This window comes from uncultured Shimia sp., from assembly GCF_913054185.1.
In the GTDB taxonomy this organism is placed as follows: Bacteria; Pseudomonadota; Alphaproteobacteria; order Rhodobacterales; family Rhodobacteraceae; genus Shimia.
In genome coordinates this window covers 1-13,496 of the sequence record NZ_CAJXIV010000109.1, presented here as the reverse complement: position 1 = coordinate 13,496, position 13,496 = coordinate 1, and the positions used below count along the sequence as shown (strand labels likewise).

Here is a 13,496-nt window from a genome sequence, read left to right as displayed (position 1 = left end):
AAACTCCAGCAGAACGGTTTAACGCATGTGTTGCGTCGATCCGTTGAAACCACTGCTGAAAGCGGTCATACAATACCAAGGCCACAAACGACAGTAACGGTTCGATAGCCCTTGATTCCGTGAAAAAGTTGGGGGCGGCACTCAGCGACGGCCCGGAAAGATGGAGGCAACATCGAGTGAGATAGACTTTAGTGGATCGCCTTATTTGGACAAGCGGGCATTCGCACTCGCACCAGAGGAAAATTCAGGCTTGGGGGTACCATAAGGGGTACCGGTGTTTTTGCTTGATAATTTTTCGATTTACTTACAAATCCTTACAGTTTCTTTTAAACTCCGCCCCTGGCACCACTAATAATTCCAAGAAAATCTAACGTGGTCCTGAAAACGTCAGGGTATATGGACTTATTGCACTTTATTCGTCCAGAATAGTGCATTGCAGTCCATCGGTATCTACCCCCAATTGGCGCAAATGGGGTAGAAGCAGGCGCGCCGACGGTCACAGACTTCATCAATTTACGGTGTGATCGTGACCCACGGATCTCAGGTCTGGAAGGTGGCGGATGTTTGATCTTCGCGCGTCAATCAGGCGGTGCTGTCTTTCAGGTATTTGATGCAACTGGGACGGCAAGCGCGTCAAGTCAGTTTGCGATCATTTGACCGCAGATGAGTGTGGTCGCGCAATTGGCATGCGGATGTCTCGGCCGGACACAACAAACTGCCCGTCCGCTTTCAATCGATTGAGCACACGTGAGACCGTTTCCGGTTTGATGCCCAACAGATCAGCCAAGTCGGTGCGTGACAAAGGCAAATGCATGCGCAGGAAGTCACCATCGCGGGTGCCATGCGCCTGCATCAGTTTGCCTAAGATGCGGGCCAGCCGGGTCTGGTTGCTTTCAGTTGCCGCATGGATAATCCGATCCCGCGCAGCGTCGATCTCCGCGATGCTGCGCGCGGTCAGTCGGGCGAGCACTTTGGGATCATTGTGCACCAGCCGGTTTGCGTTGCGATCGGCCACCGTGCACACCCGCGACGGCATAAGGGCACGGGCCTCGGTTTTGTGACGGTCGGTTGCGAGATAGGAGCGGAAACCAATCACGTCGCCGGGATATGCGAGCTTGAGCAGGGTTGTGTTGCCGGTTTCACTGTGCGCGCGAATGGCAAAAAGCCCGCGCGACACACAGAATACGCCGCGGTTTTCGTCCCCCTGCATGTAGAGTGACTGACCTTCGGCAAACTCGCGGCGGGAAAATCCACCGGTCAAAAAAGACATGGCGCCGTTGCCAACCGGCTGCCACACGCTTTGATCGTAAAACGCACATTGGCTGCAGGGGTGAACCGAGGGAGATGGCAAACGCATGAAGACCTCATAAGCTGGGCCACGGGATGGTGGGGCCGGGTAAAACTGCTGTGTCACAAATTGGCGGCGGTTTTTTTGACAACAATCAATGACCGCAAAATTTTCCCTTCTACATCTGATGGAATTGCGTGCTGTTTGCGCAGGAAATTTGATGGACGATACAGTGTTGGACACTCCGCACGCGGCGCCGCCGCAGGCCCCTCCCAAACCAAAGCCGCGCACAGGAAAGGTGTCGTTCTGGTCCTATCTGAAGCTGTTTCGCCAGGATATTCTGTCAGCCCAGCCTGCGCATTTGTACCGCGCGTGGATGGCGGAGATGCGCACGCCGTTTTTCCGGTCATACCTGTGCAATGATCCCGAGTTGGTGGATCTGGTGCTCAAACAGCGCCCCATGGATTTCCCAAAGTCAGAGCGCATGCGGGTGGGGCTCAAGCCGCTCTTGGGCGAGTCGATTTTTATCTCAAATGGCGTACTGTGGGCGCGTCAGCGGCGGATCATTGATCCTGCCTTTGAAGGCGGGCGGCTGCGCAGCGTGTTCCCGGCGATGTGGGACAGTGGGGTGGCGGCGGTGGACCGGCTCCAACCGTTGGCGGATGGCACGCCAATAGAGATGGAAGGCCATTGCAGCCACGTGGCGATGGACGTGATCTTTCGCACGTTGTTTTCGGTGCCCATAGAGCATGAGATTGCCAGCGCAGCCTTTGAGACCTTCAAGACCCATCAGGCGGCACAGCCCTTGGCCAATGTGGCCGCGGTTTTGCCCATGCCCAAGTGGCTGCCGCGCTTTCATTCCCGCAAAACCAAAGAGACCGCCCGCACCATCCGCAGCTTGATTGGTCAGTTGATCACAGCGCGGGCCGCGCAGATTGCGGCGGGCACCGCGCCGGATGATCTGGCGACAAAGATCATGACCACGCCGGACCCGGAGACGGGCAAGACGTTTGAGACCGACGAAATGATCGATCAGGTCGCAATCTTCTTTCTGGCGGGGCATGAGACCTCGGCTGCGGCCTTGTCATGGTCGCTTTACTTGTTGGCGCTCTACCCCGAGTGGCAGGACAAGGTTGCGGCTGAGGCACAGGCAGCGATTGCGCCGGAGAAGATCTATTTCTCAGCCCTGTCAAAGCTGCGGGCGGCACGGGCGGTGTTTCGCGAAGCCATGCGGCTTTATCCGCCGGTGCCGATGTATGTGCGGGAGGCGGCCTGTCCGGAGCACTTCCGTAAGCGCGACGTGAAGCGCGGTTCTCAGGTGATTTTGAGCCCTTGGCATTTACACCGCCATGAACGGCTTTGGGATCAACCAGACGACTTTGACCCGGGCCGGTTTGACACCCCAAACGGCAAAGAGTGCCTGCGGAAAGCCTATATTCCCTTCTCTGCCGGGCAGCGGGTGTGTCCCGGGTCGGCCTTTGCCATGGCGGAAGGGCCGCTTTTGCTTGCGATGCTGGTGCGAGCGTACCGCTTTGAAATTGTGACGGAAAAACCCGCCGTTCCAGTGGCGCATCTGACCGTGCGCGCCAAAGACGGGATCTGGCTGCGGCTGACGCCACGCCGCGCGACAAAGGACAAGGGACATGACTGAAACGACCATGCCACAAGACAAAGCGCGGCTGCGCGCTTGGCCCTATTGGCTGACACTGACCTTTGGACCCCTCGTGATCTTGGCGGTGATAAAGGGTGGCTGGTATGTGGCGCTGATCCCGGCCTATGGCTGGGTCTTGATGCCGCTGTTGGACGTCGTGTTGGGGCAGGACTTGCGCAACCCGGATCCAGATACGCCTGAGAGCGAGTTGTTCTGGTTTCGACTGCTGACGATCATCTGGTTTCCGATCCAGTTTTGCCTGGTGTTTGGCGCGTTGTTTTACGTGACACGGGTCGCGGACTATGGCGTCTGGGAGGCGCTGGCGATCATGTTTGGCATTGGCGTGACCACCGGCACCGTTGGGATCGTCTATGCGCATGAGCTGTTTCACAAAGCCAACAAGTTGGAGCGCAATCTGGGTGATTTGCTGATGGCCTTGGTGCTCTACGGGCATTTTCGTACTGAACATCTGTTGGTGCATCACCCCTATGTGGGTACGGGCCGGGATACGGTGACTGCGCGCTACAATGAAGGGTTTCACCGGGCCTTTGCGCGGGTGCTGATGACCGGATTTGGCTCTGCCTGGCGGGCGGAGAAAGCGATGTTGGCGCGCAAAGGATTGCCGCCGACACATCTGTCCAACCCGATCTGGAAATACCTTGGCTTGCAGGCGGGGTTCCTGGCGTTGGCCTTTGGCATCGGTGGATGGGTTGGCCTAGGCCTGTTTGCGTTTCAGGCGTTGGTGGCCGTGTGGCAGCTGGAGCTGACCAACTATGTGGAGCATTACGGGCTGACACGGAAGTACCTCGGGGAGGGCAAGTACGAGCCTGTTAAACCTCATCACAGCTGGGATTCAGCCCATCAAGTGTCCGGGGCGTTGCTGATCAATTTGCAGCGCCATGCCGATCACCATGTGCACCCGATGCGGCGGTTTCCACTGCTGCAGGTCTATGACGCAAGCGAAGTGCCGATGTTGCCCACCGGCTATCCGCCAATGACGGCGCTGGCGATGGTGCCCCCGTTGTGGCGACGCATGTTCAATCCGCGTGTGCGGGCCTGGCGGCGGCAGTTTTATCCCGAAATCGAAGACTGGGGACCCTACAAGACTTTGTCTCATCCGGACCCGGCGGCTCGTTAAGATTTTGGCGCCCTTCTTGCCACTGAGCACCGGGCGCACCGGTGGGCCGATGAGGCTGGGCCTTAGGGTGATCAGGAAAGCAATCCACGCGGTGATCCAGAGAAAGGCTGCACCGTTGAGCCAAATGGTTTCATTTGAAGTTACCGGCGCGATCAGGCGCAGGACAGTGGCGAGCCAGAGGCAGATCATGGCAAGAACCAATGAGCGCGACGCTTTGAGCTGGCCCGACGGCGTGTGGCAACCTGCGCGGCCCGCTACCGTGAGGATGAGGCCAGAAACTGCCCCAATGGTAAGCGCGTGTTTGGCGGCCCCTGCGGGATAGAGGGCGGGAAAGAGGTCTGTGAGGGCGAGGGCGGCAAGACCAAGAGGCAGCCAAAGGTAGGCGACGTGCAGGCCAGCCAGCAGCGGATTGCGCCGAGTCGAATGGCTGCGCCATCCGAGAGCCGCGAAAAGCGTACAGTAAGACGCCACCAGAAGCACAGGGAAGGTCAGCCAGGTCAGATCAAGACCTGTCGCAATCAGACCGACGATCAAAGCGAGAAGAGCGCATTGGCGGGTGCGTGGTCGGAGTTTTACGGCTGGGCCTGTCCAAGCGATGCCGTGGAGCCAGCTTTGCGTGAACGCCGGAATCATGCGCGCGCCGACAAAGGTGAGCAGGACGGCAAAGCCCAGCAGCAGGACCCGCGTCAGGGCGATGCAGCCCGCGACGTCACCGGATTTTGCGAGGAGGAGAAACCGGATTTGGAAACCTGCCAAGGCCAGCAAGCCGACAACAAAGCCAAGTTTGGTGTAAGCTTTTGCAGCCAACAACCGGCGCGACATGAGCCCCGTCAACAGGAGTATATAGGCGACGTTTAGAGGGAGCAGGATAGGCAGCGGCACATTGTCAAACACGGCCATCCCCAGCCGCGCGGCGATCCAGGTGAACAACAGCAATTGTAGCACCGCGCCTTGCTCTGGGTCCTTGCCAATCCAGTTCGGCATGGCCGTCAGCAGGTAGCCGCCAACCGCCGCTGGTGCGAAGCCAAAGAACAGCTCGTGAATATGCCACAGCACCGGTGGTGACATCGCAGGAGCAGGCACTTCGAAAGAGGTGCCCAGCGGCCACCAGGCAATGCACAACACGGCCCAGATACCCGCCGCTGTGAACAGCGGTCGATAAGGCGCCTGCCAGAATGCGCTGTGCGTCACGTCCTTGCGGCTATTGCAGGCGTGGACATGGCCACACCCCGGTCGCCGGTCAAAAATCCGTCTGAGAAGCGGACCTCAGGGGTTTGCTCGGTGATGGCGTCAAGCACGGCCTCGCCACTGCATTGGCCCTCCACCAGGGCGCGATACTGGTGACATAATTCCGCAAAACCTTTTGATTGCGGCGACAGGCGCAAGGCTGTCACGCCAGCGTCCCGCAATTGGTCGATCTGATGCACTGTGGTGGCGTAGCTGTCGGACAAGGTCTGCACACCGTTCATGGTTAGAAACGGCTGACCATCCAACGTGGCGACATCCAACCCGTCTGGGTCGTCCTCGCACGCAAACTGACAGTTGTCCTTGGTGCGACCGTGCAGACGCGCGTGATAGCAGCGGCCTGAGATGGCTAGCGGCAGGCGGCCGTGGCCCCAAACCTCAATGGTCACGCCCAACGCTGCGGCCTCTTTGGCAAGAATTTCTACAGACGCCAGGGGCAGCTCTGGCGGCAGGCAGATACGCGTTGCCCCAAGCGAGGCCAGCCAACGCAATGTGCCTTCATTGTAGACATTGACCAGCGGGCCAACTGAGAAATTGGTGCCTTTGGGCAGGTAGGGCAAAACGGAGAGGTCATTGACCTCAACCTCTAGACCCATCTCCACCAGATCGGCGGTCAGTTTGCGTTCGCGTTTGAGTGTGATCAGGGCAAGGCTGGTGAGGGCGACGTCTTTGCCAGCAGCGATCAAGCGCTCTATCGCGCCGGGGATTTGGTCTTGGAAAAACGGCAGGCGTTTGGAACAGACCAACTCGCCCAGCACCACACGGTCAACCGACGTCTCGGCGATCTCTTCATAAAACGCAGACCAAGTGTCCTTGGACCAGAAAAACGGGATGGGGGCCACAGTGAGCTGCATGGGTTATCTCCAGGTCTTTTTGTAAGCGCCGGTGGTCATGGCCTGACCTTCGGACAGACGCGCCAGCATGCCCTGCGGCATCGGGCGGCCATCCTCCAAGGCGTCCACCGCCTCGCGGAAGTTGCGCACCACTTGCGTCACATAAGAGCGTGACCGCTGGCGGCCTTCGATCTTAAGCGCGGTCACGCCGGCTTTCTGTAGCTGCGGGATCAGCTGCTCGGCATTCAGGCTGACCGGGTCTTCAAACAAATGGTCTGTCTTCTCGCCTGCGGAGAAACAGCCTTTGCAGAGCGTTGGATAGGGTGCCGCATCGCCTTTTTGTGCGCGATGGATGGTGTAGCCACCCAGTTGGGCATCCAGAACCCCATTGTGATCATGGTATTCCACGTGGCTGGCGGGGGAACAGACGCCGTTCATATTTGGCGAGCGTCCGGTGGCGTAAGAGGAGAGCGAACAGCGACCTTCGGCCATGACACACAATCCACCAAAGACAAAGACTTCGGTTTCAACTTCGGTTTCCGCGTTGATGGCGGCAATTTCCGGCACTGAAAGCACACGTGGCAAAACCACGCGCTTCACGCCAAAGGTCTCTGCATAGAAGTTGACCATGTCAGCATTGGCAGCGGCGGCCTGCACCGAGAGGTGGCGGCGCAGATTTGGATGGTGGCGCGCGGCGTAGTCGAGCAACCCTGCATCCGCAAGGATGACCGCATCCGCACCACAGGATTCCGCGTCTGCCACAGCGCGGTGCCAGATGGCTTCGTCGCCCGCGCGGGGGAAGGTGTTGATGGCCACCAGAACCTTTGAGCCATGTTGATGCGCAAAGGCAACGCTGTCGCGCATTTCCACGCGGTCGAAGTTCAACCCCGGGAAGTTGCGGGCATTGGTTTCATCCGCAAAGCCGCAGTAGATTGTATGCGCCCCGGCTTTCACGGCCGCTCGTAAGGCCGCAGGGGTGCCCGCCGGGCAGACAATTTCCATCACCATGCGGCTTCCTCCGGGCGGGTGAGATACAGGCCAGTGCGCCGCTCCAGAAGCAACAGCGCCCGATGCACCGGCGCAGCCAATGGGCCGGTGAGGTTCAAAAGTTCTTCGGACAGGTCAAGTTCTGCGTCGTCAATGGCGTTGCGCAGGGCGAGGGAGGCAGAGGTGTCGCCCTCGATCACCAAATCACGAGAGAAAAACAGCGCGTCTCCGTCAAAGCCGCCATGCACAAGCCCCAAAAGCGCGGCTAATGGCCCAGCGATGCGGGCGGCCCCTTCGACCGGTCGGCGGGTCAGTGTGATGGTGGGTTTGCCATTGCCAGGATGCAGTAAGATCACCAACGGCAGATCGGTTGGGTCAATCACAAACGGTGTGTTGGCATAGTCACCCAAGCGGCGATACAACCCGGGATGAGAGGTGGCAATCCGGCGCGAGAAAGCCGTGAGTGAGGCTGAGAGCGGTGCAAGCGGCACAGCGCGCAACGGCACTGCCAAAAGAGGCGGGCACCGAGGCACGGAAACAGAAGTTTGGGACAAGGAGGACTCCCTTGGTCTTTGTCTTGAGTGCTCCTTTCGTAAAGTCTGACGGGGAGGGGCAAATTGACGGTGGTCAATTTTGTTCGGCATTTTTGCTGTTAGGCGGAGCCGACAGACAAAAACAGGACTCCCCCGTGCGTCAACTTCCGCCTTTTGCAAGCCTGAGAGACTTTCTGGCTTGGTGCAAAGAGACCAACCAATTTCAGGCCGTTGCGGCGCCGGTCTCGGTGCGTCATCAGATGACCGCCGTGCATCGGCATGTGTTGGAGCGGGATGGGCCGGTGTTGCAATTTGAGACACCGCAATCGGACGCGGGACATAGATTTGAGATGCCGGTGGTGACAAATCTGTTTGGCACCTCCGAGCGGGTGACCGCAGGGTTGGGCATTTCCCTGGAGAGTGTCTCAGAGTTGGGACATTTCTTGGCGGCACTGCGGGCACCAACACCGCCCGACGGCATGCGGGATGTGCTGTCGCGTTGGCCGATGCTGAAAGCTGCCCTTAATACGCGGCCCAAGACCGTGCGCTCCGCGCCTGTTCAACAGATTGTGCAAGAAGGCGCGGCTGTGGATCTTGGCAAAATTCCGGTGCAAACACATTGGCCAGGGGACGGAGGGCCGCTGATCACCTGGCCAGTTGTGATCACCAAACCTTGTGGTGTGGAGGCCGTACAGGTGACCCAATATAACGCTGGCGTCTATCGCGCGCAGGTGCTCGACCGCGACAAGCTGATCATGCGGTGGCTGCCCCATCGCGGTGGCGCAGCGCATCATCGAAGCTGGGCGCAAGATGGAGAACCAACACCGGTGGCCGTGGTATTGGGCGCCGATCCGGCGACGCTGTTGTCAGCCGCCTTGCCGTTACCGGAAACCGTGTCGGAGCTGACCTTTGCAGGTGCGCTGAATGGGCAACGGCCTGCGATGGTAGCCGCCAAGACGGTGCCGTTGATGGTGCCAGCCCATGCGGAAATTGTATTGGAAGGCTATGTTTCGCAAACAGAGACCGCGCCGGAAGGGCCGTTTGGCGATCATACAGGTTACTACAACAAGGCGGAGCCGTTCCCGGTGATGCACGTCACGGCGGTGACCCATCGCAAAGACCCGCTTTATTTGTCGACGTACACCGGGCGTCCGCCGGATGAGCCTGCGGTGATTGGGGAGGTGTTCAATCGCCTGGCACTGCCAACAATCCGGGCGCAAATTCCGGAAATCCGGGATGTGTGGCTGCCTCCAGCGGCCTGTTCTTACCGCATGGCGATTATCAGCATCGACAAGCGTTATCCCGGGCAGGCCCGTCGCGTGATGATGGCGCTGTGGGGGATGTTGCCGCAGTTCAGCTACACCAAGATGATAGTGGTGGTGGATGACGACATCGATGTGCGCAACTGGGATGATATTGCCTGGGCCTTGGCCAGCCGGATGGATCCGGGGCGCGATGTCTTGCAACTTGAAAATACGCCCATGGACTATCTGGATTTTGCCTCGCCAGAACCTGGGCTGGCCGGAAAGATTGGCATTGATGCCACCACCAAAATTGACAGCGAGACCAGCCGCGATTGGGGGGCAGTTATGCACACTGCGCCCAAAGACGCGGCCTTTGCGGAAGACCTCGTTGCTCAGGTGATGCCAGGGCTCAGAAAGGACGCAATGTGATGCGCAACGTCAGAGTGATTGTGGGAATTGCGGGCGCGTCCGGTGCGGCCTTAGGTGTTTCAGTGGTGCGTCAGTTGCGTGAAATGGGCGCTGAGGTGGATTTGGTGGCCAGCGCGGCGGCGCAGCGCACCTTGCATGAAGAGGTTGGCCCAGAGGCTTGGGACCACCTGAAGGCGCAGGCTTCGCGGGTTCACGACGTGCACAACATTGGGGCCAGCATTGCCTCCGGATCCGTGCCTATTGCGGGCATGATTGTCGCGCCGTGCTCCATGCGATCTCTGGCTGCTATTGCTGCCGGATTGGACGACAACCTGCTGTCCCGCGCGGCTGGTGTGCAGTTAAAGGAGCGCCGCCGATTGGTGTTGCTGGCCCGAGAGGCCCCGCTGACGTTGGCGCATCTCAGGAATATGACATCGGTGACGGAAATGGGCGCGATTGTGATGCCACCGGTGCCCGCGTTTTACCTAAACCCAACGTCAGTGCGCCAGATCGTGGATCAGTTGGCCGCACGCGCAATCGATGTTTTGGGTATTGGTGATGGTCTTGCAAAGCAATGGAAAGAAGGGAGCTGTTGCGATTAACTGCCGCGCCTTGTGCTTCAAAAGCTCTTTTGGTGACGTTGTCACTGACCGCTGCGCCTCCTGTTGGTCGACCGGAACACATGAATCAGCCCTATTTCCCACTTCGCCACCATCCGCAATGGTTGAGATGACGCTTCCCCCCAAACAAAGCGCCAACGTCACTTAGAGCCTGTTTGTCTTGAGGCGCACATCTCCCGCTTGCATTATGCAATATAATAACATAACGACAAAGGCGATCCTTTCGTTTTACCTCGGAGACCTCCCATGACACTCAATCAGGCTTTGCTGTGTTCCACACTGATTGCCGTCGCTGCGCCTGCGGTGGGCGAAGAAAAGCGTGAACTTGGCGCCCATGAACATGGCCACGGCGGCCTGAACATTGCGCTGGATGGGGATGTGCTTGCGATTGAACTCACAGCGCCGGGATTTGACATCGTTGGATTTGAGTACGTTGCACAATCGGATGAAGACAAAGCGGCGATTGAAGCAGGTCTTGCCAAGCTTTCGGATCCTTTGGCTCTCTTTGGTCTGCCGGATGCCGCGAACTGCACCGTGACCAGTTTTGAGGCCGACCTGCACAGCGAAGAGGCGCATCATGACGATGATCATGACGACCACGATGACCATGCTGAAAAGCATGACGAGGACCATGCGGACCATGATGACCATGAAAAAGATCACGACGATCATGATGATCACGCAGCCGAGGGCCATGGGGAACATGACGAACACGATCACGACGATCATGGCGAAGTAAACCACAGTGAGTTTCACGCCGAGTATCAATTCACCTGTGCCAACCCCGCCGAGCTGACCAGCATCGAGCTCACTTACTTTGCGCAATTCCCCAACGCCAAAGAGCTGGATGTTCAGCTTGTGAACGACGCTGGCGCCAGTAAGGTGGAGACAACCGCCGCCGCGCCGGTTGTGACGCTTAACTAAAATTCGGGCAGTAAGACAGAGATGAAGGCCGCAATAGACCTCAAGGATGTGGCCTTCACCTGGCAAGGTCGGACGCAGTTCACGCTGACCGTGCCCAACCTCGAAGTGGCCGAGGGGGAGAAGCTTTTCCTGCTGGGGCAAAGTGGCTCCGGAAAATCCACATTGCTCAGCCTGATCTGTGGCATCACCCAACCGCAACGCGGCGCTGTGGTTGTGGATGGCGTGAATCTTGGCACCTTGCGGCCTTCCGCGCGGGACAGGCTGCGTGCAGAGCGCATCGGCGTGATCTTTCAGATGTTCAATCTGTTGCCCTACGCCTCGCCCTTGGAAAACATCCTGTTGCAACTGTCCTTTGCACCTGAGCGGCGCAAACGCCTTGGCAATGCTCAGGACGAGGCGCTGCGTTTGACTGCCGCTTTGGGGCTGGATGATCAGCTGGTGTTACATGCGCAAACCACAGAACTCAGCATTGGTCAGCAACAGCGCGTCGCCGCCGCCCGTGCGCTTATTGGCCGCCCAAAGCTGATCGTCGCAGACGAGCCGACATCCTCGCTGGATGCCAACAGTCAGGCTGCCTTTTTGGACCTCTTGATGCAGCAGGCCGAAGAGGCAGGTGCCACGCTTTTGATGGTCAGCCATGACGCCCGACTGGCGGCCAGCTTTGATCGCACCTTGGATCTGGCCGAGATTGCGACAACCAAGAGGCACACGTCATGATCCTGCTGCGCCTCGCCCTAAAATCCTTGCTCAGCCGCATGGTGACGGTCAGCTTGACCATCTTTGCCATCGCGCTGTCTGTGGCGCTGTTCTTAGGTGTGGAAAAACTGCGCACCGGGGCCAAAGCCAGTTTTGCCGATACCATTTCCGGAACTGACCTGATTGTTGGCGCGCGCTCCGGCGGTGTGCAGCTCTTGCTCTATTCGGTGTTCCGCGTGGGCAATGCCACCAACAATGTCACCTGGCAAAGTTATCAAGACATCGCCAATCGTCCAGAAGTGAACTGGAGTGTGCCGCTTTCACTTGGGGACAGCCACCGCGGCTTTCGTGTGTTGGGCACGACGCCGGAGTTTTTTGAGCGTTACAAATACCGGGGTGGTCGGTCGGTGGATTTTGCCGACGGCGCCGCCTTTGCCGACCTGTTTGATGCGGTGGTGGGCGCAGATGTCGCCGCCAAACTGGACTATCAGCTGGGCGACAGCATTGTCGTGAGCCATGGCGTGGCCTCATTTACAGAGCATGACGACAAACCGTTCCGGATATCCGGCGTCTTGGAAAAAACCGGCACTCCGGTGGATCGCACCGTCTTTGTCAGCCTTGAGGCAATTGAGGCCATTCATATTGATTGGCAAGGCGGCGGGCGTTCGCAAAACACCATCAGCGCAGAAGACGTGCGCGCAATGACGCTCACCCCCAAGGCGGTGACCGCCGCCATGATTGGCACAAACACCCGCCTGCAAATCTTTCGCCTGCAGCGCTGGATCAACGACTATGCGCAAGAGCCTCTGCTGGCCATTTTGCCGGGCGTCGCGCTCAGCGAACTCTGGAGCCTGATCGGCGTGGCTGAGACCGCCCTGATTGCCGTCTCTGTTATGGTGGTGATCACAGCATTGCTGGGTATGGCGGCGATGATCTTCGCGGGCCTCAACGAGCGCCGCCGCGAAATGGCGCTTCTGCGGGCTATTGGCGCGCGCCCTTGGACCATCCTACTGCTGCTCACCACCGAAGCCGCGCTGATGAGCCTGACCGCCGTCGCGCTGGGCATGGGCCTTTTGTACACTGGATTGTGGCTTGCGCGCGCCCGCATCGATGCTGCGTTTGGTCTGTATATAGAGATCACCCCGCCCAGCCCGCGTGAATGGCTGGTGCTGTGTTGTGTCATCTTTGCGGGCATCCTCGTGAGCCTGTTACCTGCGGTCCGCGCCTACTTCCTGTCTTTGGCGGATGGGATGCAGGTGAAACACTAAGGCTGTAGAATGGCCAACATCCTTTGGAGACGCTCATGACATCTCGCCGCCGCTTCTTGGCAAGTCTCGCCGCATTGACCACCACAGGGGCTTTGCCCACACTTGCTGCGGACGTCGTGGACTTGGATTGGAAAGACCTTGTGCCTGCGGGGGACACCGGCAAGCTGTTGCAGCAACTGCGTGGCATTGGCGTGGTGGAGCACGGCCAGTTGACCACCGGCTTTGATCAAGAAGAAGCCCGCGCAGTGACCGAAGCGTTTAATGGCCAAACCGTACGTATTCCCGGATTTGTCGTGCCGCTCGATTTTGGCGCCTCCGGTGTCACAGAGTTCATTCTTGCGCCCTTTGTCGGTGCCTGCATCCACGTGCCGCCGCCACCAGCCAATCAGTTGGTGCTGGTCACGGCCAAGAAACCTTATGGCATCACCGACCTGTTTGACCCGGTAGAGGTCACCGGTCTGTTTGACACCGCCGCCACGTCTACAGGTCTTGCGGAAGTGGGCTACACCCTGACCAAGGCCAAAGTCCGGGCGTACAAAGGGTAGGGGGCACCCCCATCGTCCTCTGTCTTCACCTTTGCGAAAGGCCAGCATTCCTGCCTAATTTCTGCACCTCTGCGAAACAGCTGCGATGCTGACGTATTACCGACGTTGTTTTTGGC

The 13,496-nt window shown here is 58.7% G+C and carries 12 protein-coding genes and 1 pseudogene; 8 read left to right on the top strand and 5 right to left on the bottom strand.

The window, feature by feature from the left end; genetic code table 11:
• Nucleotides 1-649: 649 nt before the first annotated feature.
• A complete protein-coding gene (locus QZ517_RS17630) occupies nt 650-1,357 on the bottom strand; it encodes a Crp/Fnr family transcriptional regulator (protein WP_294229500.1) in 708 nt (235 codons plus the stop codon).
• Nucleotides 1,358-1,508: 151 nt separating this feature from the next.
• Here QZ517_RS17630 and QZ517_RS17625 point away from each other — a divergent pair, with 151 nt between their 5' ends.
• The gene (locus QZ517_RS17625) at nt 1,509-2,939 is read left to right on the top strand and encodes a cytochrome P450 (protein ID WP_294229497.1); all 1,431 of its coding nucleotides are present in this window, start codon (nt 1,509-1,511) and stop codon (nt 2,937-2,939) included.
• Complete coding sequence (locus QZ517_RS17620) at nt 2,932-4,077, top strand: alkane 1-monooxygenase (RefSeq protein WP_294229491.1); 1,146 nt, start codon at nt 2,932-2,934, stop codon at nt 4,075-4,077. The genes QZ517_RS17625 and QZ517_RS17620 overlap by 8 nt, the downstream gene beginning before the upstream one ends.
• Nucleotides 4,078-4,179: 102 nt before the next feature.
• Here the strand turns inward: QZ517_RS17620 and QZ517_RS20090 are convergent.
• The 4 genes and pseudogenes from QZ517_RS20090 to QZ517_RS17600 all read right to left on the bottom strand — a co-directional run.
• Nucleotides 4,180-5,202: pseudogene (locus tag QZ517_RS20090) on the bottom strand (NnrS family protein); the annotation flags it as partial.
• Nucleotides 5,203-5,264: 62 nt separating this feature from the next.
• Nucleotides 5,265-6,176, bottom strand: a complete 912-nt coding sequence (locus QZ517_RS17610) for a U32 family peptidase (protein WP_294229483.1) — start codon at nt 6,174-6,176, stop codon at nt 5,265-5,267.
• A gap of 3 nt (nt 6,177-6,179) precedes the next feature.
• Nucleotides 6,180-7,157, bottom strand: a complete 978-nt coding sequence (locus QZ517_RS17605; RefSeq protein WP_294229504.1) for a peptidase U32 family protein — start codon at nt 7,155-7,157, stop codon at nt 6,180-6,182.
• Nucleotides 7,157-7,696 carry an SCP2 sterol-binding domain-containing protein gene (locus tag QZ517_RS17600; RefSeq protein ID WP_294229481.1) on the bottom strand — a complete coding sequence of 180 codons (540 nt, stop codon included), beginning with the start codon at nt 7,694-7,696 and terminating at the stop codon, nt 7,157-7,159. Before QZ517_RS17600 ends, QZ517_RS17605 begins: the two co-directional genes overlap by 1 nt.
• 134 nt (nt 7,697-7,830) lie before the next feature.
• Between QZ517_RS17600 and QZ517_RS17595 the strand changes: the two genes are divergently transcribed.
• The 6 genes from QZ517_RS17595 (at nt 7,831) to QZ517_RS17570 (ending at nt 13,380) form a co-directional block, all read left to right on the top strand.
• On the top strand, nt 7,831-9,348 hold the full coding sequence (locus QZ517_RS17595; RefSeq protein ID WP_294229477.1) for a UbiD family decarboxylase: 1,518 nt from the start codon (nt 7,831-7,833) through the stop codon (nt 9,346-9,348).
• On the top strand, nt 9,348-9,929 hold the full coding sequence (locus QZ517_RS17590; protein WP_294229474.1) for a UbiX family flavin prenyltransferase: 582 nt from the start codon (nt 9,348-9,350) through the stop codon (nt 9,927-9,929). The genes QZ517_RS17595 and QZ517_RS17590 overlap by 1 nt, the downstream gene beginning before the upstream one ends.
• A 264-nt stretch (nt 9,930-10,193) precedes the next feature.
• Nucleotides 10,194-10,871 (top strand): DUF2796 domain-containing protein, encoded by a 678-nt coding sequence (locus QZ517_RS17585; RefSeq protein ID WP_294229471.1) that lies wholly within the window; start codon nt 10,194-10,196, stop codon nt 10,869-10,871.
• 21 nt (nt 10,872-10,892) lie between these two features.
• Nucleotides 10,893-11,588, top strand: coding sequence for an ABC transporter ATP-binding protein (locus QZ517_RS17580; RefSeq protein ID WP_294229467.1), 696 nt, complete (start codon nt 10,893-10,895; stop codon nt 11,586-11,588).
• Nucleotides 11,588-12,835 (top strand): ABC transporter permease, encoded by a 1,248-nt coding sequence (locus QZ517_RS17575; RefSeq protein WP_294229501.1) that lies wholly within the window; start codon nt 11,588-11,590, stop codon nt 12,833-12,835. The genes QZ517_RS17580 and QZ517_RS17575 overlap by 1 nt, the downstream gene beginning before the upstream one ends.
• A gap of 35 nt (nt 12,836-12,870) precedes the next feature.
• Entirely contained in the window at nt 12,871-13,380 is a 510-nt protein-coding gene (locus tag QZ517_RS17570) for a DUF3299 domain-containing protein (RefSeq protein WP_294229464.1), read from the top strand.
• Nucleotides 13,381-13,496 lie beyond the last annotated feature (116 nt).

Excerpts from the sequence above, each read along its gene's own strand:
- QZ517_RS17590 (WP_294229474.1), top strand. The coding sequence starts at position 9,348 with ATGCGCAACGTCAGAGTGATTGTGGGAATTGCGGGCGCGTCCGGTGCG.
- QZ517_RS17570 (WP_294229464.1), top strand. The coding sequence starts at position 12,871 with ATGACATCTCGCCGCCGCTTCTTGGCAAGTCTCGCCGCATTGACCACC.
- QZ517_RS17605 (WP_294229504.1), bottom strand. The coding sequence starts at position 7,157 with ATGGAAATTGTCTGCCCGGCGGGCACCCCTGCGGCCTTACGAGCGGCC.
- QZ517_RS17620 (WP_294229491.1), top strand. The coding sequence starts at position 2,932 with ATGACTGAAACGACCATGCCACAAGACAAAGCGCGGCTGCGCGCTTGG.
- QZ517_RS17625 (WP_294229497.1), top strand. The coding sequence starts at position 1,509 with ATGGACGATACAGTGTTGGACACTCCGCACGCGGCGCCGCCGCAGGCC.
- QZ517_RS17585 (WP_294229471.1), top strand. The coding sequence starts at position 10,194 with ATGACACTCAATCAGGCTTTGCTGTGTTCCACACTGATTGCCGTCGCT.
- QZ517_RS17630 (WP_294229500.1), bottom strand. The coding sequence starts at position 1,357 with ATGCGTTTGCCATCTCCCTCGGTTCACCCCTGCAGCCAATGTGCGTTT.
- QZ517_RS17580 (WP_294229467.1), top strand. The coding sequence starts at position 10,893 with ATGAAGGCCGCAATAGACCTCAAGGATGTGGCCTTCACCTGGCAAGGT.
- QZ517_RS17610 (WP_294229483.1), bottom strand. The coding sequence starts at position 6,176 with ATGCAGCTCACTGTGGCCCCCATCCCGTTTTTCTGGTCCAAGGACACT.